This is a genomic window from Halogeometricum rufum (genome assembly GCF_900112175.1).
GTDB lineage: Archaea > Halobacteriota > Halobacteria > Halobacteriales > Haloferacaceae > Halogeometricum > Halogeometricum rufum.
The window spans coordinates 312,488-331,186 of the sequence record NZ_FOYT01000001.1; the positions used below are offsets into that span (position 1 = coordinate 312,488).

At 69.0% G+C, this 18,699-nt stretch carries 19 protein-coding genes; 12 read left to right on the plus strand and 7 right to left on the minus strand.

The genetic code is table 11. The features are described from left to right. The first annotated feature begins 226 nt into the window (after positions 1-226). From larB to BM310_RS01645, 4 genes are all read left to right on the plus strand, one after another. The gene (larB, locus tag BM310_RS01635; protein WP_089806930.1) at positions 227-1,015 is read left to right on the plus strand and encodes a nickel pincer cofactor biosynthesis protein LarB; all 789 of its coding nucleotides are present in this window, start codon (positions 227-229) and stop codon (positions 1,013-1,015) included. 180 nt (positions 1,016-1,195) lie between these two features. Further along, the gene (locus BM310_RS21975; protein WP_449271700.1) at positions 1,196-1,345 is read left to right on the plus strand and encodes a DUF7563 family protein; all 150 of its coding nucleotides are present in this window, start codon (positions 1,196-1,198) and stop codon (positions 1,343-1,345) included. Between the two features lie 131 nt (positions 1,346-1,476). Further along, the gene (gene surE / locus BM310_RS01640; RefSeq protein ID WP_089804001.1) at positions 1,477-2,307 is read left to right on the plus strand and encodes a 5'/3'-nucleotidase SurE; all 831 of its coding nucleotides are present in this window, start codon (positions 1,477-1,479) and stop codon (positions 2,305-2,307) included. 10 nt (positions 2,308-2,317) lie between these two features. Beyond that, positions 2,318-2,563 (plus strand): GIY-YIG nuclease family protein, encoded by a 246-nt coding sequence (locus BM310_RS01645; protein WP_089804002.1) that lies wholly within the window; start codon positions 2,318-2,320, stop codon positions 2,561-2,563. A gap of 3 nt (positions 2,564-2,566) precedes the next feature. Here BM310_RS01645 and BM310_RS01650 read toward each other — a convergent pair whose 3' ends face one another. Continuing rightward, a complete protein-coding gene (locus tag BM310_RS01650) occupies positions 2,567-3,127 on the minus strand; it encodes an NADPH-dependent FMN reductase (protein WP_089804003.1) in 561 nt (186 codons plus the stop codon). A gap of 113 nt (positions 3,128-3,240) precedes the next feature. Here BM310_RS01650 and BM310_RS01655 point away from each other — a divergent pair, with 113 nt between their 5' ends. Continuing rightward, positions 3,241-4,614, plus strand: coding sequence for a phosphoglucomutase/phosphomannomutase family protein (locus BM310_RS01655; protein WP_089804004.1), 1,374 nt, complete (start codon positions 3,241-3,243; stop codon positions 4,612-4,614). On the opposite strand, the gene BM310_RS01660 is transcribed toward BM310_RS01655, so the two are convergent. Both BM310_RS01660 and samp2 read right to left on the minus strand, forming a co-directional pair. After that, positions 4,607-5,065 (minus strand): GNAT family N-acetyltransferase, encoded by a 459-nt coding sequence (locus BM310_RS01660; protein ID WP_245778413.1) that lies wholly within the window; start codon positions 5,063-5,065, stop codon positions 4,607-4,609. The two genes, BM310_RS01655 and BM310_RS01660, sit on opposite strands and share 8 nt — an antisense overlap. A 9-nt stretch (positions 5,066-5,074) precedes the next feature. Continuing rightward, the gene (samp2, locus tag BM310_RS01665) at positions 5,075-5,281 is read right to left on the minus strand and encodes a ubiquitin-like small modifier protein SAMP2 (RefSeq protein WP_089806935.1); all 207 of its coding nucleotides are present in this window, start codon (positions 5,279-5,281) and stop codon (positions 5,075-5,077) included. 94 nt (positions 5,282-5,375) lie between these two features. Between samp2 and BM310_RS01670 the strand changes: the two genes are divergently transcribed. Continuing rightward, on the plus strand, positions 5,376-6,362 hold the full coding sequence (locus tag BM310_RS01670) for a replication factor C small subunit (protein WP_089804005.1): 987 nt from the start codon (positions 5,376-5,378) through the stop codon (positions 6,360-6,362). A gap of 9 nt (positions 6,363-6,371) precedes the next feature. Here the strand turns inward: BM310_RS01670 and BM310_RS01675 are convergent, their stop codons facing one another. Then, positions 6,372-8,768: a GAF domain-containing protein gene (locus tag BM310_RS01675; RefSeq protein WP_394328036.1), complete on the minus strand. Its 2,397-nt coding sequence runs from the start codon at positions 8,766-8,768 to the stop codon at positions 6,372-6,374. A gap of 60 nt (positions 8,769-8,828) precedes the next feature. Next, entirely contained in the window at positions 8,829-9,317 is a 489-nt protein-coding gene (locus BM310_RS01680) for a TspO/MBR family protein (protein WP_089804009.1), read from the minus strand. 158 nt (positions 9,318-9,475) lie between these two features. Between BM310_RS01680 and alaS the strand changes: the two genes are divergently transcribed. The 4 genes from alaS (at position 9,476) to BM310_RS01700 (ending at position 14,631) form a co-directional block, all read left to right on the plus strand. Further along, a complete protein-coding gene (gene alaS, locus BM310_RS01685; RefSeq protein WP_089804011.1) occupies positions 9,476-12,244 on the plus strand; it encodes an alanine--tRNA ligase in 2,769 nt (922 codons plus the stop codon). A gap of 171 nt (positions 12,245-12,415) precedes the next feature. Beyond that, positions 12,416-13,009 (plus strand): DUF7504 family protein, encoded by a 594-nt coding sequence (locus BM310_RS01690; RefSeq protein WP_089804012.1) that lies wholly within the window; start codon positions 12,416-12,418, stop codon positions 13,007-13,009. 56 nt (positions 13,010-13,065) lie between these two features. After that, complete coding sequence (locus tag BM310_RS01695) at positions 13,066-13,842, plus strand: alpha/beta fold hydrolase (RefSeq protein WP_177232502.1); 777 nt, start codon at positions 13,066-13,068, stop codon at positions 13,840-13,842. Between the two features lie 84 nt (positions 13,843-13,926). Continuing rightward, on the plus strand, positions 13,927-14,631 hold the full coding sequence (locus BM310_RS01700; RefSeq protein WP_089804014.1) for a type 1 glutamine amidotransferase: 705 nt from the start codon (positions 13,927-13,929) through the stop codon (positions 14,629-14,631). Between the two features lie 65 nt (positions 14,632-14,696). Here BM310_RS01700 and BM310_RS01705 read toward each other — a convergent pair whose 3' ends face one another. Beyond that, positions 14,697-16,136 (minus strand): amidohydrolase, encoded by a 1,440-nt coding sequence (locus tag BM310_RS01705; RefSeq protein WP_089804017.1) that lies wholly within the window; start codon positions 16,134-16,136, stop codon positions 14,697-14,699. A 171-nt stretch (positions 16,137-16,307) separates the two neighbouring features. On the opposite strand from BM310_RS01705, the gene BM310_RS01710 reads away from it, so the two are divergent. Both BM310_RS01710 and BM310_RS01715 read left to right on the plus strand, forming a co-directional pair. Then, a complete protein-coding gene (locus tag BM310_RS01710) occupies positions 16,308-17,471 on the plus strand; it encodes an acyl-CoA dehydrogenase family protein (protein ID WP_089804020.1) in 1,164 nt (387 codons plus the stop codon). 301 nt (positions 17,472-17,772) lie between these two features. After that, positions 17,773-18,063 (plus strand): DUF7853 family protein, encoded by a 291-nt coding sequence (locus BM310_RS01715; RefSeq protein ID WP_089804021.1) that lies wholly within the window; start codon positions 17,773-17,775, stop codon positions 18,061-18,063. 85 nt (positions 18,064-18,148) lie between these two features. Here the strand turns inward: BM310_RS01715 and BM310_RS01720 are convergent, their stop codons facing one another. Further along, a complete protein-coding gene (locus BM310_RS01720) occupies positions 18,149-18,631 on the minus strand; it encodes a cupin domain-containing protein (protein ID WP_089806940.1) in 483 nt (160 codons plus the stop codon). Positions 18,632-18,699 lie beyond the last annotated feature (68 nt).

The window sequence follows — 18,699 nt, forward strand, 5'->3', positions numbered from 1 at the left end:
CCCCTTCTAAGGCCTACTTAATAAGATTTCCCAAATCGGCCGCCTCTCCGCCCATATCGGTAGGATATGGCCTTTCGGTGGGGACGGATTTATATAGAGGGAGTTCACATACGTGGGGGCACATCGTTCGTGCCGTTCTCCGGCCCCGAGACGCCCGTGAGTCGCCGTTTCGGCGTCGTCGGCCCAAAGCGATAGGTAGGTGGGGAACCGGCGCGAACGCACGCCCATGCGAGATATTCTAGAGGCCGTCGCGGCGGGCGACCTCGACCCGGCCGTCGCGGAGGCGCGCCTCTCGGGCTACACGACGACCGGCGCCGGACGGTTCGACGCGGCGCGCGAGACGCGACGCGGCGTCCCCGAAGCCATCCTCGCGGAGGGGAAGACGGCGGAGGAGGCGGCGACGCTCGCGGTGGCGGCCGTGCGGTCCACCGGACGCGCCATCCTCACCCGCGCGGCGGACGACCACGTGAGCGCCGTCGTGGACGCCCTCGACGACGCCGTCGCGTTCGACAGAGACGACCGCGCGCGAACGCTCGTCGCGCACGCCCCCGACTTCGACCCGCCGGACCTCTCGGCGACGGTGGGCGTCGCCACCGGCGGCACCTCCGACGCCGAGGCGGCCGGCGAGGCGGCGGTCATCTTAGAAGAGATGGGTGCGACCGTCACCCGCGTCGAGGACGTGGGCGTGGCGCACCTCGGACGCGTCCTCGACCACCTCGACACCCTCCGCGACGCGGACGTACTGATCGTCGCCGCGGGCCGCGAGGGCGCACTCCCGACGGTGGTCGCGGGACTCGTGGACACGCCCGTCATCGGCCTTCCGGTGTCCACGGGGTACGGTCACGGCGGCGCGGGCGAGGCGGCCCTCGCGGGGATGCTCCAGTCGTGTACGGTCATCTCGACGGTCAACGTCGACGCCGGGTTCATCGCGGGCGCGCAGGCCGGTCTCGTCGCACGCGCGGTCAGCGACGCTCGGACCGAAACCGACGAGCCGACCGGCGCGGACGACGCCTGAGGCGGGGTGACGCTCCGGCGCGTCTGCACGACCGCTCGTGACCCCGCGTGCAACACGTACGTCCGGTTTCGAACCACATTTGTGGACGATTCGGTGTCCCTCGCGCACGCGCGCGAAGCCCTATATGGGTGGGATTCGTACACGTGTTACCGGCACATGTGGTGGCTGCCGGATTCAACCATGCCAACTTGCGACCACTGCGGGTCGCACGTGTCTGAACGCTTCGCGCGCGTGTTCACCGACGGTGAAGGGCGACTGCTCGCCTGCACCAACTGCTCGGCGAACGCGGGTATCGCGGAGGTCGCACGACAACGAACCCGCACTGCATGACCACTGAAGCGGACGAAGACCACCACGCGAAGCCGTATCCTTCGAACCGACCGGCGTGAGACCACGCGACCGGTCGTTTCTCCGCGAGACCAGAAACGCTACGTAGCACCCCGAGAACGCTCCGATATTCGATGAGCGACGGATACACCATCCTCCTGACGAACGACGACGGCATCGACGCTCCGGGAATCGCCACGCTCCGCGAGGAACTCACCTCCCTCGGCGACGTGACCGTCGTCGCGCCCGACGGCAACCAGAGCGGCGTCGGCCGCACCCGCAACCACACCGCCGTCGTCCGCGACCACCCGTGGGGGTACGCCCTCGCGGGGACGCCCGCCGACTGCGTCGCCTACGGCCTCCGCGGACTGGACGCGGACTTCGACGTGGTCGTCGCCGGCGTCAACGACGGACCGAACGCCGGCAACTACGTCGTCGGTCGGTCCGGCACCGTCGGCGCGGGCATCGAAGCCGCGTTCCTCGGGACGCCCGCACTCGCCATCTCCGCGTACCACTCGACGGACTTCTTCCTCTCGCCGCCCGAGGAGTACGACTTCGGCCGGCCCGCCCGCGTCGCCGTCGGCTTGGTCGAACGCGCCCTCTCGGCCGGCGTCTACGACGACGTGGACCTGTTGAACGTGAACGCGCCCGTCGACTCGCCGCACCCGCCGGTGATGCTGACCGAACCGCACCACGACTACGGCCAGCAGGTCGAACCCGTCGAGGACGACGAACTCGGGCCGGACGAACGCCGCGTCGAACTCAACGACCGGACGTGGCCCGACGCCGTCGGCTGGGAGAACCCGTTCCCCCTCGCGGAGACGCACCGCGACCGGTACCCCGTCGGCTCGGACCGCCGCGCGATGGTGGACGCCGCCGTCAGCGTCTCACCGTTGACCGTGAGCCACGGCGTCGCCGACAGCGCGCGCCTCGCGGACGTGGTGGAGACGTTCGAGGTGGAGTGAGGCCGCGGCGATGGGCGACCACTACGTCTACGTCCTCCGCTGTGCGGACGATACCCTCTACACCGGGTACACGACGGACGTGGCGCGGCGCGTCGAGGAACACGACGCGGGCGAGGGCGCGAAGTACACCCGCGGCCGGACGCCGGTCGAACTGGTGCACAGGGAGTCGTTCGACTCGCGGTCGGCGGCGATGTCGCGCGAGTACGAGATAAAGCAGTTGTCCCGGCGGGCGAAAGAGCGGTTGGTCGAGGGCTGACGCTCAGTCGTCCGCGCAGGCGGTCCGCGCCGTCTCCGGGTGGAGGCGTCGCGCCTCCTCGACGACGGACTCGGCCAACGAGACGAGGCGGCGGCGCACGTCCTCGTCGGTGAGTTCGTCGCCGTCGTAGACGTTGTACGCGCCGCGGACGCCGACCTGTTCGGGGACGACGCGGCCGTGGACGCCGCGGATGGTGCTCCGCATGTGTTCGAGCGTCGCGCCGTAGGACCCGCCGCCCGCGGTGGCCACCAGTCCGACGGCGGTGTCCTCGAACTCGTCCTTGGAACAGTAGTCGTGGAAGTTTCGCCACGTCGAGGAGTAGGACCCGTGATAGACGGGCGACCCGACGACGACGCCGTCCGCCTCGCGGACGAGTCGCGTCAGCCGCTCGGATTCGCCCTGTTCGTCTCTGTCCGGGTGGTAGAGGGGGAGGTCCACGTCGCCGAGGTCCAGCATCGTCGCCTCGGCGCCGGCGTCGCGGGCGGCGTCGAGCACGATTTCGAGCGACCGCTTGGTGTAACTCCCCTCGCGTCTGCTCCCGCAGACGGCGACGATTCGCGTCATCGTCCGGAGAGGGGGGACCGACGAGCAAAAGCCCGTTGGCTCGCGCCGAGCGGCCGGTTCCGCCGCCCCGTTCGCGGCGTACCTTTTTGACCGACGACGGCGCACGTCCCCGCATGGACGCTATCTCCTTCGGGACCGACGGCTGGCGCGCGACGCTGGACACGTTCACGGACGACCGGGTCCGAATCGTGGGACAGGCCGTCGCCGACTATCTCGCAGACGAGGGGTTCGACGCGCCCGTCTTCGTCGGCTACGACGCGCGGGACACCTCGCTCGGGTTCGCCGAGTCGCTGGCGGAGGTGCTGTCGGGCAACGGCTTCGACGTCCTCCTGCCGGACCGCGACCGACCGACGCCGCTCGTCGCCTACGCCATCGCCGACCGCGGCCTCTCGGGCGCGTTGATGGTGACGGCGTCGCACAACCCGCCGGAGTACAACGGCGTGAAGTTCATCCCCTCGGACGGCGCGCCCGCCCTCCCCGAGGTGACGGAGGCCATCGAGGAACGCCTCGCCGAACCCGACCTGCTCCCCGAGTCCGAACACGGGACCGTCGAGGAGGTGGACATCGTCACGCCGCACTTCGAGCACGCCCGCGAACTGGTGGACGCCGACCTCTCGGGACTCACCGTCGTCTACGACGCCATGCACGGGTCGGGGCGCGGCGTCACCGACGCCCTCCTCGAATCGGCGGGCGCCGAGGTCATCAGCATCCGCGGGGACCGCGACCCCGAGTTCGGCGGGTCGCCGCCGGAACCGAGCGCCGAGAACCTCGAACAGTTGGTCGAACGGGTCCGCGAGGAGGACGCGGACCTCGGCGTCGCCAACGACGGCGACTCCGACCGGGTGGCGTTCGTCACGCCCGAACGCGGCCACCTCGACGAGAACCTGTTCTTCGCCGCCGCGTACGACTACCTCCTCGCCGACGACAGCGGTCCGGCCATCCGCACCGTCTCGACGACGTTCCTCATCGACCGCATCGCCGAGGCGCACGGCGAGGAGGTGTTCGAGACGGCTGTCGGCTTCAAGTGGGTCGCCGACGCGATGAAGGAACACGACGCGCTGATGGGCGGCGAGGAGTCCGGCGGCTTCTCCATCCGCGGGCACGTCCGCGAGAAGGACGGCGTCCTGATGGGACTGCTCGGCGCGGCCGCGGCCGTCGCCGAACCGATGGACGAACGCGTGGACCGACTCCTCGACACCCACGGCGACATCGTCGCCGACAAGATTAGCCTCGACTGCCCCGACGCCGAGAAACAGCGCGTCATCGACGAACTGGACGACGAACTCCCCGAACAGGTCGCGGGACGGGACATCGAGAAAGTCGTCACCCTCGACGGCTTCAAACTCCTGCTGGAAGACGGGTCGTGGCTCCTCGCCCGCCCCTCGGGGACGGAGCCGAAGATGCGCGTCTACGCCGAGGCGTCCAGCGAGGAGGCCGTCCGCGAACTCCTCGACGCGGGCCGCGAACTGGTCGCGCCGCTCATCTGAGGACGCCGCGGAACCGGTCGCCGTCGGTCGGGGGGTCGTCGTCTCGGCCGTCGCCGCCGTTGCCCTCGCCACCACCGCCGCCGTCGACGTTCGCCCCCTCCGTAGCGGGCGCTATCTCGAACCCGAGCGACTCGTAGAACGGCCGGACCTGCCGCCGAAACGTGGCCGTCAGCGGTCCGTTCGTCTCCGTCGCGGCCGCCGCGACCAGTCGCCGGCCGATGCCCCGCGCCCGTCGAGAGCGATGCACCGCTATCTGGGCTATCTCCGTCGCCGCGCCCCGGTCGGCGAGGACGCAGACGCCGACGACGCGGCCGTCAGCCTCGGCGACGAGGACGCCCTCGCGGCCGATTCGGTCGCGGACGCGGTCGGCGTCGACTTCGAGCATCGCGGCGTCGAGCAGTTCGACGGCGCGTCCGTGGTCGTCGGGGCGGGCACGACGTATCTCGGTCACGCCGCCGCCTCACTCGGCGCCGCCCTTGATGAGGCGGAGAATCTTCACCCGGTCGGTCGCGACGGGTTGGTCCTCGGGGACGGGCGACCCGTCGACGAGGACGGACACCTCGTGGGGGCTGAGGTCCACCGCCCGAATCAGGTCGGCGTACGTGTCGTCGTCGCCGACGCTGACCTCGCGGGTGTCCTCGCCGACGACTTCGACGGTGACGTGCATGGCCGCCTCTCCGCCCGCCGCGGGTTTCTCGGTTTCGCTCCGGTCGGCGGCGCAACGCGGGTGCTTTATCACCCGCCGGGACCGTGTGCAGCGTATGAGCGAGGCCGCGGACGCGGAGGACGCCCCCACGGGTCGCGAGATATGGATCGAGAAGTACCGACCGCAGACGCTGGACGACGTGTACGGGCAGGAGGACATCGTCGACAGACTCCGCTCGTACATCGAACAGGACGACCTGCCGCACCTGCTGTTCGCGGGCCCGGCGGGCGTCGGCAAGACCACCTCCGCGACGGCCATCGCCCGCGCCATCTACGGCGACGACTGGCGCGGCAACTTCCTCGAACTCAACGCCTCGGACGAACGCGGCATCGACGTGGTGCGCGACCGAATCAAGAACTTCGCGCGCTCGTCGTTCGGCGGCTTCGACTACCGCGTCATCTTCCTCGACGAGGCGGACTCTCTCACCTCGGACGCGCAGTCGGCCCTGCGCCGGACGATGGAGCAGTTCTCCGACAACACGCGCTTCATCCTCTCGTGTAACTACTCCTCGAAGATAATCGACCCCATCCAGTCGCGGTGTGCGGTGTTCCGCTTCTCGCCCCTCGGCGACGACGCCGTGGCCGAACAGGTGCGCGACATCGCCGCGGCCGAGGACATCGAACTCACCGAGGACGGACTCGACGCCCTCGTCTACGCCGCCGGCGGCGACATGCGCCGCGCCATCAACTCCCTGCAGGCGGCGGCGACGACGGGCGAGGTGGTGGACGAAGAGGCCGTCTACCTCATCACCTCGACGGCCCGCCCCGAGGACATCGAGGCGATGGTCCAGTCGGCCATCGACGGCGACTTCCTCGCCGCCCGGTCGAAACTGGAGACGCTCCTCGTCGACACCGGGATGGCCGGCGGCGACATCATCGACCAACTGCACCGGTCGGTGTGGGACTTCGACCTGGACGAACGCACGACGGTCCGCCTGATGGAGCGCATCGGCGAGGCGGACTACCGCATCACCGAGGGGGCGAACGAGCAGGTGCAACTGGAGGCGTTGCTCGCGTCGTTGGCCGCCGCGACCGACGAGTAACGAGTCGGTTCAGTCGGCTCGGAACTCGAACCGCGCGCCGCCGTCGGCGCTCTCGGTCACCGACACGTCCCAGTCGTGCGCCTCCGCGATGCGCGAGACGATGGTGAGACCGTAGCCGATGCCGTCGCCGCCGGTGGTCTCGCCGGGGTCGAACACCGACTCGCGGCGGTCCTCGTCGATGCCGGGGCCGTCGTCTTCGACGTAGAACCCCCGCTCGCCGTCCAGCGGACCGACGCGAATCGTGACGCCGCCGCTCGTGTCGCCGTGTTCGACGGCGTCGTCGGCCGCCGGCCGACTGCTCGCGGAGCCATGCTCCACGCTGTCACCGGACGACGTCCGGTTGCTCGTGGAACTGTGTTCCACGGTGTCTCCGGGAGGGGAGCGACCGGAGGGACGTCGAGCGCCGTGCTCGACCGAGTTCCGAAACAGGTTCCCGAGCAGTTCGGCCAGACGCTCGTCGTCGGCCTCGACCGTCGCGGTGGCGCTCTCCAGCGTCGCGTCTTCGGTCTCGACGGTGTCCCACGCCCGACGGGCGACCGCCGCCACGTCCACGGGGGTCGTCTCGCCGACGACTTCGCCCTGCCGCGCCAGCGACAGCAGGTCGTCGATGAGCCGTTCCATCTTGTTCAACGCGTCCGCCACCGCTTCGAACGACTCCTCGCGGTCCGTCTCGCGTGCCAGTTCGAGGTGTCCCTGCGCCACCGCGAGGGGGTTCCGCAGGTCGTGGCTCACGATGTTGGCGAACTCCTCCAACCGCTGGTTCTGCCGTCTCAGCTCCGACTCGCGCTCTTTCCGCTCGGTGATGTCGGTGTAGAGCGCGTACCCCACGCCGTCGGCGGCGTCGGGGTCGAGTGGGACGACGTTGAGGATGAACTCGCGCCGGTCGCCGTTCGCGAGTCGCTGCACCTCGCAGCGCCGTCGCTCTCCCGCCGCGACGCTCAACTCCGGGGGGTCCGTCTCGTCGTCGGGGACGATTTCGGCGACGAGGTCCTCGCCGATGACGTCCACGCTGCACCGGCCGAACCGCTCCTCGAAGGCGTGATTGACGCTCTGGACGGACGCGACGCCCGCGCCCTCGTCCACCTGATAGGCGACGGCGGCGTCGGAGACGTGTTCGAACAGGGCGGTCGAGCGGTCGCGTTCCTCGCGGAGGTCCTCCTCGGCGCGGATTCGCTCGGCGGTCACGGCGACGTGCGCCATCAGGAGTTCGGTGAGTTCCGCGTCCGTCTCGTCGAACGCGTGCGGCGTGTACGCGGCGGCCTGAAACACCGCGAAGTCGCCGATTGGGACGCTCAGCCCCGACCGATAGGTGTCCTTCGCCGGTTCGGCGTCGTCGGCCTCGGCCATGTCCGTGACGAGACGCGTCTCCTGCGTTCGGTAGACGGCGGCGGCGACGCCGCCGTCTTCGAGCGACTTGACCTCCGCGCCGTCCTCGGGGAACCCCTCTGACATCGCGGCAGGGACGATGAAGCCGTCGTCGACGACGCCGACGTAGCTCAGGTCGAACGAGAGAATCTCGTCGGTGACCGCGACGGTTCGCTCGAACAGTTCGTCGATGTCGGTGACGGCGGCGAGTTCGACCGTGCCGCGGTGGAGCGCTTCGACGCGACTGCGACTCTCTCGAAGCGCCGCCTCGGACTCGATTCGGGCCGCCGTCTCGGCGACGTAGGAGACGAGCAGTTCCGCGAGGCGGCGGTCCGTCTCGTCGAACGCGTTCACGTCCGTCGAGATGGCCTGAAACACCCCGACGTCGCCGATGGGCACGCTGACGACCGACCGGAACCCCGGGTCGGCGGGGTCGGCCACGTCGCTGTCTCGGACGTCGTCGAGGCGGAACGATTCGCCCGTCCGGTACGTCTCACCGACGAGTCCCCTGTCGTAGTCGATGCGGTCGTCGTCGTCGAAGTCGTCGTCGGTGGCGCGGACGTGGAAGCCGTCGCCGGCGTCGGTGCAGACGACGGAGTTGTCGAACGCGAGGATGCGGTCGGCGATGTCGAGCGTCTGGTCCAACAGTTCGTCGGTCGTCTCGGCCGAGATGAGTCTCGAACTCCCCTCGTAGAGCCGTCTGAGCCTCGTCTCGTGGACCGCCACGCCGTCGGCCCGCGCCGCGAGCCAGCGGAGTTGCGTGCGGAGCGATTCCTCGTCGCCCCGTCGCACGAACGCGTCGAACCGCTCCGGTCGAGGCACCGACGCCGGGTCGCAGTCGGCGTAGCAGACGACCGGCACGTCGCGTTCGAAGTCGCTCGACGGGTCGGTGACGATGGCGACGTCTGCCGGTTCGCCGTCGCCGGCCGGCACGAAGGACGCCGAATCGGACACCAGCGTAAGATGCTCCATTGCCGCCGGGTCGTCCACGGCGAGTCGCAGTTGCTCCAGTCCTCGCACGTCAGTCTGGCTAGGGAACATTCAGGATTCACATAACTGTTGCGGCGCGTTCGTCCGGAACGCGGTGTGATACCTCACGATTTAGTTCAACACCCAGAACCGATAGTTGAGCGCCGTCGCGAACGCCACCCAGGCGAGGTACGGGAGCATGAGTGCCGCGGCCCGCCGGTCGATGCGGCCGAACAGGGCGGTGACGGCGACGATGGCGAGGAGGAGGGGGACGATGACGACGAGGCCGTACAGCGGCGACTGCAGGCCGAAGAACGCCAGGGACCACGCCACGTTGAGGACGAGGTGGCCGAGGAATGCGTACAGGGCGACGCGGGCCCGCGGGTGCGAGGACCGGGAGACGAGGAACGCCGCCGTCCCCATCAGGGCGTACAGCGTCGTCCACACCGGACCGAACACCCAGTTCGGCGGCGCGAACGCCGGTTGGACGAGCGTCTGATACCACGTCCCGATGGCCGACGCCGTCGCCACGCCGCCGACGACGCCCGCAAGTTCGGAGAGCAGTACCCACGCCACCCACTCGACCGCGGGGCGTCGCCGGAGGGACTCGCGTAGTTCCATGCGCGAGAGTAGTCGGGCGACGACGTTAGCGGTGTCGGCGGCGGCCGCGCGTCGGACGCTCGTTTCCCGCCCGCGAGTGCGGAAACGATACCGAAATCGTCGGTCCCCGTCCCGCACACCCGGAACTGTTTTACCCGGCCGTGGGTCAATCTGGGGTAATGAGCGAACTCGAAGAGGAGTACCGCCTCGACTATTTCGAGGAGGAGGGGTTCTACCGGAAACAGTGCCCGGTGACCGACGCGTACTTCTGGACGCGGGACCCCGACCGCGAGACGTGTGGGGAACCGCCGGCGGACGACTACTCGTTCATCGACAACCCCGGTTTCGACGAGGAGTACACCCTCGAAGAGATGCGAGAGGAGTTCCTCTCGTTCTTCGAGGAACACGGCCACGAACGCATCGAACCGTACCCGGTCGCGGCCAACCGCTGGCGTGACGACGTGCTCTTGACGCAGGCGTCTATCTACGACTTCCAACCGCTCGTCACCAGCGGACAGACGCCGCCGCCGGCGAACCCGCTCACCATCTCGCAGCCCTGCATCCGGATGCAGGACATCGACAACGTGGGGAAGACGGGCCGGCACACGATGGCGTTCGAGATGATGGCCCACCACGCGTTCAACGCCCGCGAGGAGGTCGGCGACGAGTACGCCTACTCCGGCGAAGTCTACTGGAAGGACGAGACGGTCGAACTCTGCGACGAGTTCTTCGAGCACATGGGCGCGGACCTCGAAGAGATAACGTACATCGAGGACCCGTGGGTCGGCGGCGGCAACGCCGGTCCCGCCTTCGAGGTACTGTACCGCGGCGCCGAGTTGGCGACGCTCGTCTTCATGTCGATGGAGCAGGACCCCGACGGCGAGTACGAGATGAAGGACGGCAACCGGTACTCGCCGATGGACACCTACATCGTCGACACCGGCTACGGCCTCGAACGCTGGGCGTGGGTGTCGCAGGGGACCGCCACCGTCTACGAGGCGGTGTACCCGGACATGATCGAGTTCCTGAAGGAGAACGCCAACCTCACCCTCACCGACGACGAGGAGGAACTCGTCCACCGCGCCGCGAAACTGTCGGGCTACCTCGACATCGACGAGGTGGACGACGTGTACGAGGCGCGCGTCGACATCGCCGACCAGTTGGGCGTCGACGCCGACGAACTGACGGCCCTGCTCCGCCCCCTCGAAGACATCTACGCCATCGCCGACCACTGCCGGACGCTCGCGTACATGTTCGGCGACGGCATCGTCCCCTCGAACGTCGGGACGGGCTACCTCGCGCGCATGGTCCTCCGTCGGACGAAGCGCCTCGTCGACAACGTGGGCGTCGACGCCCCTCTCGACGAACTCGTGGACATGCAGGCCGAACGCCTCGGCTACGAGAACCGCGACACCATCCGCGACATCGTGCGGACCGAGGAGCGGAAGTACCGCGAGACGCTCGAACGCGGGACGCGGAAGGTCGAGACGCTCGCCGACGACTACGCCGGCCGCGACGAGCCAATCCCGGTCGAGGAACTCATCGAACTGTACGACTCCCACGGCATCCAACCCGACATGGTCGAGGAGATAGCCGAAGAGCGCGGTGCGCGGGTGGACGTGCCGGACGACTTCTACTCGCTGGTCGCCGACCGACACGAGGGCGAAGGGGCCGCCGAGGCGGCCGAGGAACGCGAGGACCGCCTCTCTGACCTGCCCGACACGGAGAAGCTCTACTACGACGACCAGGAGCGGACCGAGTTCGAGGCCGTCGTCCTCGACGTCCTCGAACGCGAGGCGGGCTACGACGTCGTCCTCGACCAGACGATGTTCTACCCCGAGGGCGGCGGGCAACCGGCCGACCACGGGACGCTCTCGACGGACGACACGACGGTGCAGGTGACGGACGTGCAGATACGCGACGGCGTCGTCCTGCACCGGACTGACGAGGACCCCGGCAAGGGCGAGTTCGTCCGCGGGCAACTCGACGTGGAGCGTCGCCGCCGCCTGATGCGGCACCACACGGCGACGCACGTCGTCGGCTACGCGGCCCGACAGGTGCTCGGCGACCACGTGCGACAGGCCGGGGCACAGAAGGGCACCGACCGCGCCCGCTTCGACATCACCCACTACGAGCGAATCACGCGCGAGGAGGTCAAGCGGATAGAGCAGGTGGCCAACGACGTCGTGATGCGGAACGTCCCGGTGAAACAGGAGTGGCCGGACCGCCACGAAGCGGAGGAGCGGTACGGGTTCGACCTCTATCAGGGCGGCATCCCGCCGGGACAGAACATCCGCGTCATCTCCGTCGGCGACGACGTGCAGGCCTGCGGCGGGACGCACGTCAAGCGGACCGGCGACATCGGCGCCATCAAGGTGCTGACGACCGAACCGGTGCAGGACGGCATCGAACGCGTCGTCTTCGCCGCGGGCGACGCGGCCATCGAGGCGACGCAGCGCACCGAAGACGCCCTCTACGACGCGGCCGAGGTGCTCGACGTGAACCCCGAGGACGTGCCGGACACGGCCGAGCGGTTCTTCACCGAGTGGAAGGAACGCGGCAAGACCATCGACCGGCTGAAGTCCGAACTCGCGGAGGCGCGCGCCGCCGCGGAGACGGAGGAGACGGACGTGAACGGCACGCCCGCCGTCGTCCAACGACTCGACGGCGACGCCGACGAACTCCGCGCGACGGCCAACGCCATCGTCGGAGAGGGCAAAGTGGCCGTCCTCGGCTCCGCCGCGGGCGGCAGCGCCCAGTTCGTCGTCGGCGTCCCCGACGGCGTGGGCATCAACGCGGGCGAAGTCGTCGGCCAACTCGCCTCGCGCGTCGGCGGCGGCGGCGGCGGCCCGCCGGACTTCGCGCAGGGCGGCGGTCCGAACGTCGACGCTCTGGACGACGTGCTGGCGGAGGCGCCCGACGTGCTCCGGCAGGTTCTCGACGCCTGAGGCGTCCCCCGGGGGGACGCACTTCCGCGGCCGGCGCCCCGGAGGGACGCGCCTCGCCGGCCGACGCCCTCGCGCGGACCATCGATTCCTGACGTTCGTTGCGGACCGAACCTCACCGTTTGACGACAGAGCAAGAGTTAAGACTATCTGTTGGATTTCTAAAACAACTGTATGGAGCTCACAGAACGGGTGACGAACGAGACGCGGGACGCCGCCAACGTCCTCGTCCTTCGCCCGCAGTTGCAGTCCGGGTCGGACGCGACGTGCAAGCGACTCCTCGTCGGCGACGAACGCCCCGTTCACCTCCTCGGCATCAGTTTCTCGCGGCCGGCGACCCGGTGGTACGACCACTGGGTGGAAGTCCTCGGCGACGCGCCGGCGGCGGCCGCCGTCGTGACGACGCCGGACTCGTTCGCGGGGGACCCGCCGGACGGCGTCGCCGTCGAGACGGTGTCGAGTCCCGCGGACGCGACGGGCATCGGGATGCAGGTGACGAAGTACCTGAACGACTGGCAGGACGAGGACGCCGCCGTCGTCGTCTCCCTCGACTCGCTGACGCTCGTGCTCCAGTACGTCTCCGTCGAGACGCTCTACCGATTCCTGCACGTCCTCACGGGCCGTCTGGACGCCGTGGGGGCCACCGGCCTGTTCTTCCTCGACCCGACGACGCAGGACGAGACGACGGTGAACACGCTCAAGACGCTGTTCCACGGCGTCCTCGCGTACGACGCCGACGCGGACGACTGGCGACTGCAGACCCAGTAGCCCGTCGCGGGAGCGCTTGTCGAAGGTATAAGGTCGACCCTCGCCGATTGCCGCGCATGCCTCTGGCTTCGAACGCTGGCGTCTCCTGTTACTACGAACGCGACGGCGACGGCGACCCGGTGGTGTTCGTCGGCGACGCCGGCTACGGCGCGTGGCAGTGGGGGTGGCAACACGCCGCCGTCGCCGGCCCGTACGAGAGCGTCGTCACGGACGTCCGCGGCGCGGGACGGTCGGACGCGCCGGCGGGCCCCTACGCGATGTCGGACCTCGTCGCCGACCTGACGAGCGTCCTCTCAGACGCGGGACTCCGCTCTGCCACCGTCGTCGGCGCGGGACTCGGCGGCGTGGTCGGTCTGGCGGCGGCGCGCACCACCGCGCGCGTCGACCGTCTGGTCTGTCTCGGGTCCGCCGCCTCGGGCGCGGACCTCGCCCTCGAATCGCTCTACGCCTCGCCGAACGACCGCGAGGGACTCGAACGATCGCTCGCGGCGGCCCTGTCCGACCGGTTCGTCGAGCGCCACCCCGACGCGGTCCGGCAGATGGTCGAGTGGCGCGCCGAGGAGGACGCCGCGCCCGACGCGTGGGAGGCACAAGTTGCCGCTATCCGGGACTACGAACTCGACGCGCCGTACGAGGTGACGGCGCCCACACTGGTCGTCCACGGCACCGCCGACAGCGTCTGGCCCGTCGACCGCGGCCGCGAGTTGGCCGAGGCCCTCCCGCGCGGCGAGTTCGTCGCCGTCGAGGACGCGGGCCACCTCGCGCACGTCGAACGGTCCAAGCGCGTCAACGACGAACTGCTGGGTTTCCTCGCCGACGCCGACGACGAGTAGGCCGCGCGGCACCGGTCACCGAGGGAACGGCAATCCCTCGCACGAGCGCAAGTCATTTTTCGTCCCACGTCGTTGGCTCTCACGATGACTCAGGAAACCGGGACACTCCGTTTCGCCTTACTGGACGCCTCACACGGAGACACCAACACGCGACGGAACTTTCGACGGGAACTGGACGCCGACCTGGCGGAGTTCGACGCGACGGAGAGCGAACTGCCGTCGCACTTCGACTTCGACGGCGTGGTCGTCACCGGGTCGCGCGCGTCGGTCTACTGGGACGAGGAGTGGATTCCTCCCCTCGTCGACTACGTCGCCGACGCCGCCGACCGCGACGTGCCGATACTCGGCGTCTGCTACGGTCACCAGGTGGTCGCGGAGGCACTCGGCGGCCGCGTCGAGGACATGGGCGAGTACGAAATCGGCTACCGCGAGGTGTCGCGGACGACGGAGAGCGAACTGTTCGAGGGCATCGACGAGACGTTCACGGTCTTCACGACGCACTCGGACGCCGTCACCGAACTCCCGGCGGGCGCGGAACTCCTCGCGGAGAACGACTACGGCGTCCACGCCTTCCGGAAGGGCCACGCGTGGGGCGTGCAGTTCCACCCCGAGTACGACACCGACACCGCGGAGGCGGTGACGAAGGGCAAGGACCTGCCCGACGAACGAATCCAGTCCGTCCTCGACGGCATCACCGCCGAGAACTACGACGCGGCCTGCGAGGCCAAGCGCCTGTTCGACAACTTCGCCGCCTACGCCCGACGAGTCCGGATGGACGCGGCGGCCTGACCGTCTCGCGGCGGTCTCTCGCTCTCTTTTTTATCACTCTCCGATTCTCTCTCGGCCGTCTCCCGCTACCGACTCACGAGTTCGTACGGGTCGGCGCCGTCGGGGAGCGGACTCTCGTACTCGTGGCTGGCCGACTGTTCCTCGAACTCCGCGCGGGCGCGCCGGCGGAGTTCGTCGTCGGCGATGAGGTCAGCGAGCGTCGCCGCGATGGTCTTCGCCGCGAACTCCATCCCCGCCGTCCCCACCTCCTTGCCGGCCGCGACGGCCTGCCACGAGTGGGCGGGCGTCCCAACGGGCCACGTCGCGGCCGTGAACCGCCCGAGCGGGACGTTCCACGACACGTCGCCCGAGTCCGTCGAGTAGGACCCGGTCTCGTCCTCGTCCGGGGCGTCGATAGGCCGGGTGAACATCGCCGCCTCGCGGGCGGCTTCGCGCTCCGACTCGGGCAGTTCTCCGAGCGCGCCCTCCACGTCGCCGAGCGTCTCGCGGAGTTCCCCGGCGAATGCGCGCTGGTCGTCGTCCAGCGGGAACTCGGCACGCTCCATGTTCGCTCGGATGGCGTCGGCGATGGTGTGGTTCGGCAGGACGCCGTACATGCCGGCGGTCTTGGTGGCCTCGACTTCGGTCCGGGTCATCTTCGCGGCCGCCTCGGCGACGTCGCGGACCCACTCGGAGACGCGTTCGACCTCGTCGCGTTCCGGGGCGCGCACGAGGTACTCGACGCTGGCCTCGCCGGGGACGACGTTGGCCGCGGTGCCGCCGTTCCGGACGACGTAGTGGATGCGGACGGCGTCGGAGACGTGTTCGCGCATGTACTCGACGCCGGTGTTCATGAGTTGCACCGCGTCGAGCGCGGAGCGCCCCGACTCTGGCGCGGCGGCGGCGTGCGACGTCTCGCCGACGAAGGTGAAGTCGAACGCGTCGTTGGCGAGACACGAACCCTTGCTCGGCGCGTTGTACCAGCCGGGGTGCCAGGAGACGATGGCGTCCACGTCGTCGAAGGCGCCGTCGCGGACCATGTACACCTTGCCGCCGCCGGCCTCCTCGGCGGGCGTCCCGAAGAAGACGACGGAGCCCGAGAGGTCGCCGCGGTCGATGGCGCGCGCGACGGCGAGTGCGCCGCCGAGGCTTCCGACGCCGAACAGGTTGTGCCCGCAGCCGTGTCCCGGTCCGCCCGGGTCGACCGGGTCGCGTTCGGCCGTCGCTCGCTGACTCATCCCGGGGAGGGCGTCGAACTCGCCCATCGTGCCGACGACGGGGTCCTCGTCGCCGTAGCGAGCGACGAACGCCGTCTCGATGCCGCCGACGCCCGTCTCGATTTCGAACCCCTCCTCGCGCAGGACCGACTGGAGGCGTTCGCTCGACTCGGTCTCCCGCAGGGCGACTTCGGGACGCTCCCAGATGTCGCGGGCGACCGTCTTCAGTCGCTCGCGCTCGGACTCGATACTGTCGAACAGCGCCTGTTTCGGGGACTCGCGCTCGCGCTCACGTTCTCGCTCGGACATGTGTCACTCCTTCACAGGACGGCCCAAAAGGGTTCGCCCCCCGGCAGTCGGGTCGCTCGGCGACGAGTGCGGTGGGGTCGCCGTCCGAACCGACCGACGAGCGGTCGGGGGTCGGGGCGGCCCGCCGTCGCCGAGCGAACACCTTTTGTCACCGTCCCCCGCAGTACCATCATGCTCGATTATCTGGGTTTAGAAGAGGACCTCACGGCGGAGGAGCGGATGATTCGAGACGAGGCGCGGCGGTTCGTCGAGAGCGAGGTCAAACCCGACATCGGTGAGCACTTCGAGAAGGGGACGTTCCCGATGGACCTGATTCCGCAGATGGGCGAACTCGGCTTCTACGCCCCCACCATCGACGGCTACGGCCTCCCGGGCGTCGGTGACCGCGCGTACGGCATCCTGATGCAGGAGCTAGAGGCCGGCGACTCGGGCATTCGGTCGATGGCGAGCGTGCAGGGCGCACTCGTCATGTACCCCATCGACGCGTTCGGCTCCGAGGAGCAGAAAGAGCGGTGGCTCCCCGAACTCGGCACCGGCGAGGCCGTCGGCTGTTTCGGCCTGACCGAACCCGAACACGGGTCGAACCCCTCGGGGATGGAGACGCGCGCGGAACGGGACGACGACGGCTACGTGCTGAACGGGTCGAAGACGTGGATAACGAACTCGCCCATCGCCGACGTGGCCGTCGTCTGGGCGCGCGACACCTCCGCGGCGAACGCGCCGGTTCGAGGCTTCCTCGTGGAGACGGACCGCGACGGCGTGAGCACGAACAAGATAGACGACAAACTCTCGATGCGCGCGTCCGTCACGGGCGAAATCGGCCTCGACGACGTGTGGGTGCCCGAGGAGGACGTCCTCCCGAACGTCGAGGGGATGAAGGGGCCGCTGTCGTGTCTCACGCAGGCCCGCTACGGCATCTCGTGGGGCGCAGTCGGCGCGGCCCGCGACGCCTTCGAGGACGCCCTCGCCTACGCGAAGGACCGCGACCAGTTCGGCGGGCCCATCGCCCGCTTCCAGATGCAACAGGACAAACTCGCCGAGATGGCGACGCAGATAACGAACGGGCAACTGATGGCGCACCGCCTCGCCGAGATAAAAGAGCGCGGCGACTTGCGTCACCAGCAGGTGTCGATGGCGAAGCGACACAACGTGCGGATGGCGCGCGAGGTGACGCGGACGGCCCGCGAGATGCTCGGCGGCAACGGCATCACCACCGACTACTCGCCGATGCGACACATGGCCAACATCGAGACGGTGTACACCTACGAGGGCACCCACGACATCCACACCCTCGTCCTCGGGGCGGACCTGACTGGCATCCCGGCCTTCGAGTGACTCCGTTCACTCGATTCGGTGGGATGGCAGTCAGCAACCGGGATTTCGGCCTTCGAGTGACTCCGTTCACTCGATTCGGTGGGATGGCAGTCAGCAACCGGGATTTCGGCCTTCGAGTAAACGAGCGGAACGTTCACAGTTTCGAGTAACTCGCTCTAAGAATAACGTCCGGAAGCGCTTCGAGAGCCTCTCGACGCCGCTCTGCTCGACGAATTTCAGTCTTTGCCGGCCGTGCGCGGAGTGTGCTAATCATACACACAGTTTATAACCGCCGGCCCCTACCACAGACCGGAGGCACACAATGACCGCTTCGGCCCACGACAGTCCGACCGCACTCGACCTCACGAACGAAGAGGCGTGGGCACTCCACGCCGCCCTCCTGGCCAGCGTCGAAGACGCCGTCGAGGAGGGAGAGACCCCGGAACCCGCCGTCACACTCCTCGACCGGGTCGAGGAGGACGACGACTTCGAGCGTGACGAACTGGCGTTCTTCGCGGAGGTGCTCCGGGAGTACGTCGACGGACGGGCGCCGTCGCGGGACCGGCGGCCCGCGCGCAGCGTCATCGACGACATCGAGGCCGCACTCGCGTGACGGGGCCGCCGCCCCGCCGCGCACCCGCCCAGTCCCCACTCCGTCTCCCCGACGACGAACCCACACCACTCGTCCCCGAGGCACCTCAGGGCTCGTCGTCCCAGTAGTCCACCGTCTCGTCGCGTTCGAAGTACCCCGACACGACGCGTTCGTCCTCGCCGCCCGGCGGTGACCCCGCGTACACCCCTATCTTCTCCGAGTCGGGATAGACGGTCACGTCCGGGTCCCGCATCGTCGAGACCATCAGGTAGCGAAGCGGTTCGTCGCCGTCGTTGCGGAGTTTGTGCGCGCCCGAGGGGTCCGCGGGGAACGAGAGCAGGTCGCCGGCGCGTATCGACTCCTCGCCGTCGGGCGTTCGGAGCGTCCCCTCTCCGGCGAGGACGTACGCCATCTCCTCGTTGCCCGTGTGGAAGTGGTACGGCCACGACGACTTCCCCGGCGGGAGTTCGTACAGGCTCGCGCCCAGACGGGTCGCCCCGGCCGCGGAACCCAGTTTCTTCCGTCGAAACGCCGTCTCGCCCGTTTCCGTCTCGGTCCAGTCTACGTCGTCCTCGTTGACTCGCGGCATGCTCTCGACGTCGTCCTCGTCTGACAAGTCTCTGTCGAGAAGCTCAAAGTCCGCTATGAGCTTACGAA

Excerpts from the sequence above, each read along its gene's own strand:
- larB (WP_089806930.1), top strand. The coding sequence starts at position 227 with ATGCGAGATATTCTAGAGGCCGTCGCGGCGGGCGACCTCGACCCGGCC.
- BM310_RS21975 (WP_449271700.1), top strand. The coding sequence starts at position 1,196 with ATGCCAACTTGCGACCACTGCGGGTCGCACGTGTCTGAACGCTTCGCG.
- surE (WP_089804001.1), top strand. The coding sequence starts at position 1,477 with ATGAGCGACGGATACACCATCCTCCTGACGAACGACGACGGCATCGAC.
- BM310_RS01645 (WP_089804002.1), top strand. The coding sequence starts at position 2,318 with ATGGGCGACCACTACGTCTACGTCCTCCGCTGTGCGGACGATACCCTC.
- BM310_RS01650 (WP_089804003.1), bottom strand. The coding sequence starts at position 3,127 with ATGACGCGAATCGTCGCCGTCTGCGGGAGCAGACGCGAGGGGAGTTAC.
- BM310_RS01655 (WP_089804004.1), top strand. The coding sequence starts at position 3,241 with ATGGACGCTATCTCCTTCGGGACCGACGGCTGGCGCGCGACGCTGGAC.
- samp2 (WP_089806935.1), bottom strand. The coding sequence starts at position 5,281 with ATGCACGTCACCGTCGAAGTCGTCGGCGAGGACACCCGCGAGGTCAGC.
- BM310_RS01670 (WP_089804005.1), top strand. The coding sequence starts at position 5,376 with ATGAGCGAGGCCGCGGACGCGGAGGACGCCCCCACGGGTCGCGAGATA.
- BM310_RS01675 (WP_394328036.1), bottom strand. The coding sequence starts at position 8,768 with ATGTTCCCTAGCCAGACTGACGTGCGAGGACTGGAGCAACTGCGACTC.
- BM310_RS01680 (WP_089804009.1), bottom strand. The coding sequence starts at position 9,317 with ATGGAACTACGCGAGTCCCTCCGGCGACGCCCCGCGGTCGAGTGGGTG.
- alaS (WP_089804011.1), top strand. The coding sequence starts at position 9,476 with ATGAGCGAACTCGAAGAGGAGTACCGCCTCGACTATTTCGAGGAGGAG.
- BM310_RS01690 (WP_089804012.1), top strand. The coding sequence starts at position 12,416 with ATGGAGCTCACAGAACGGGTGACGAACGAGACGCGGGACGCCGCCAAC.
- BM310_RS01695 (WP_177232502.1), top strand. The coding sequence starts at position 13,066 with ATGCCTCTGGCTTCGAACGCTGGCGTCTCCTGTTACTACGAACGCGAC.
- BM310_RS01700 (WP_089804014.1), top strand. The coding sequence starts at position 13,927 with ATGACTCAGGAAACCGGGACACTCCGTTTCGCCTTACTGGACGCCTCA.
- BM310_RS01705 (WP_089804017.1), bottom strand. The coding sequence starts at position 16,136 with ATGTCCGAGCGAGAACGTGAGCGCGAGCGCGAGTCCCCGAAACAGGCG.
- BM310_RS01710 (WP_089804020.1), top strand. The coding sequence starts at position 16,308 with ATGCTCGATTATCTGGGTTTAGAAGAGGACCTCACGGCGGAGGAGCGG.
- BM310_RS01715 (WP_089804021.1), top strand. The coding sequence starts at position 17,773 with ATGACCGCTTCGGCCCACGACAGTCCGACCGCACTCGACCTCACGAAC.
- BM310_RS01720 (WP_089806940.1), bottom strand. The coding sequence starts at position 18,631 with ATGCCGCGAGTCAACGAGGACGACGTAGACTGGACCGAGACGGAAACG.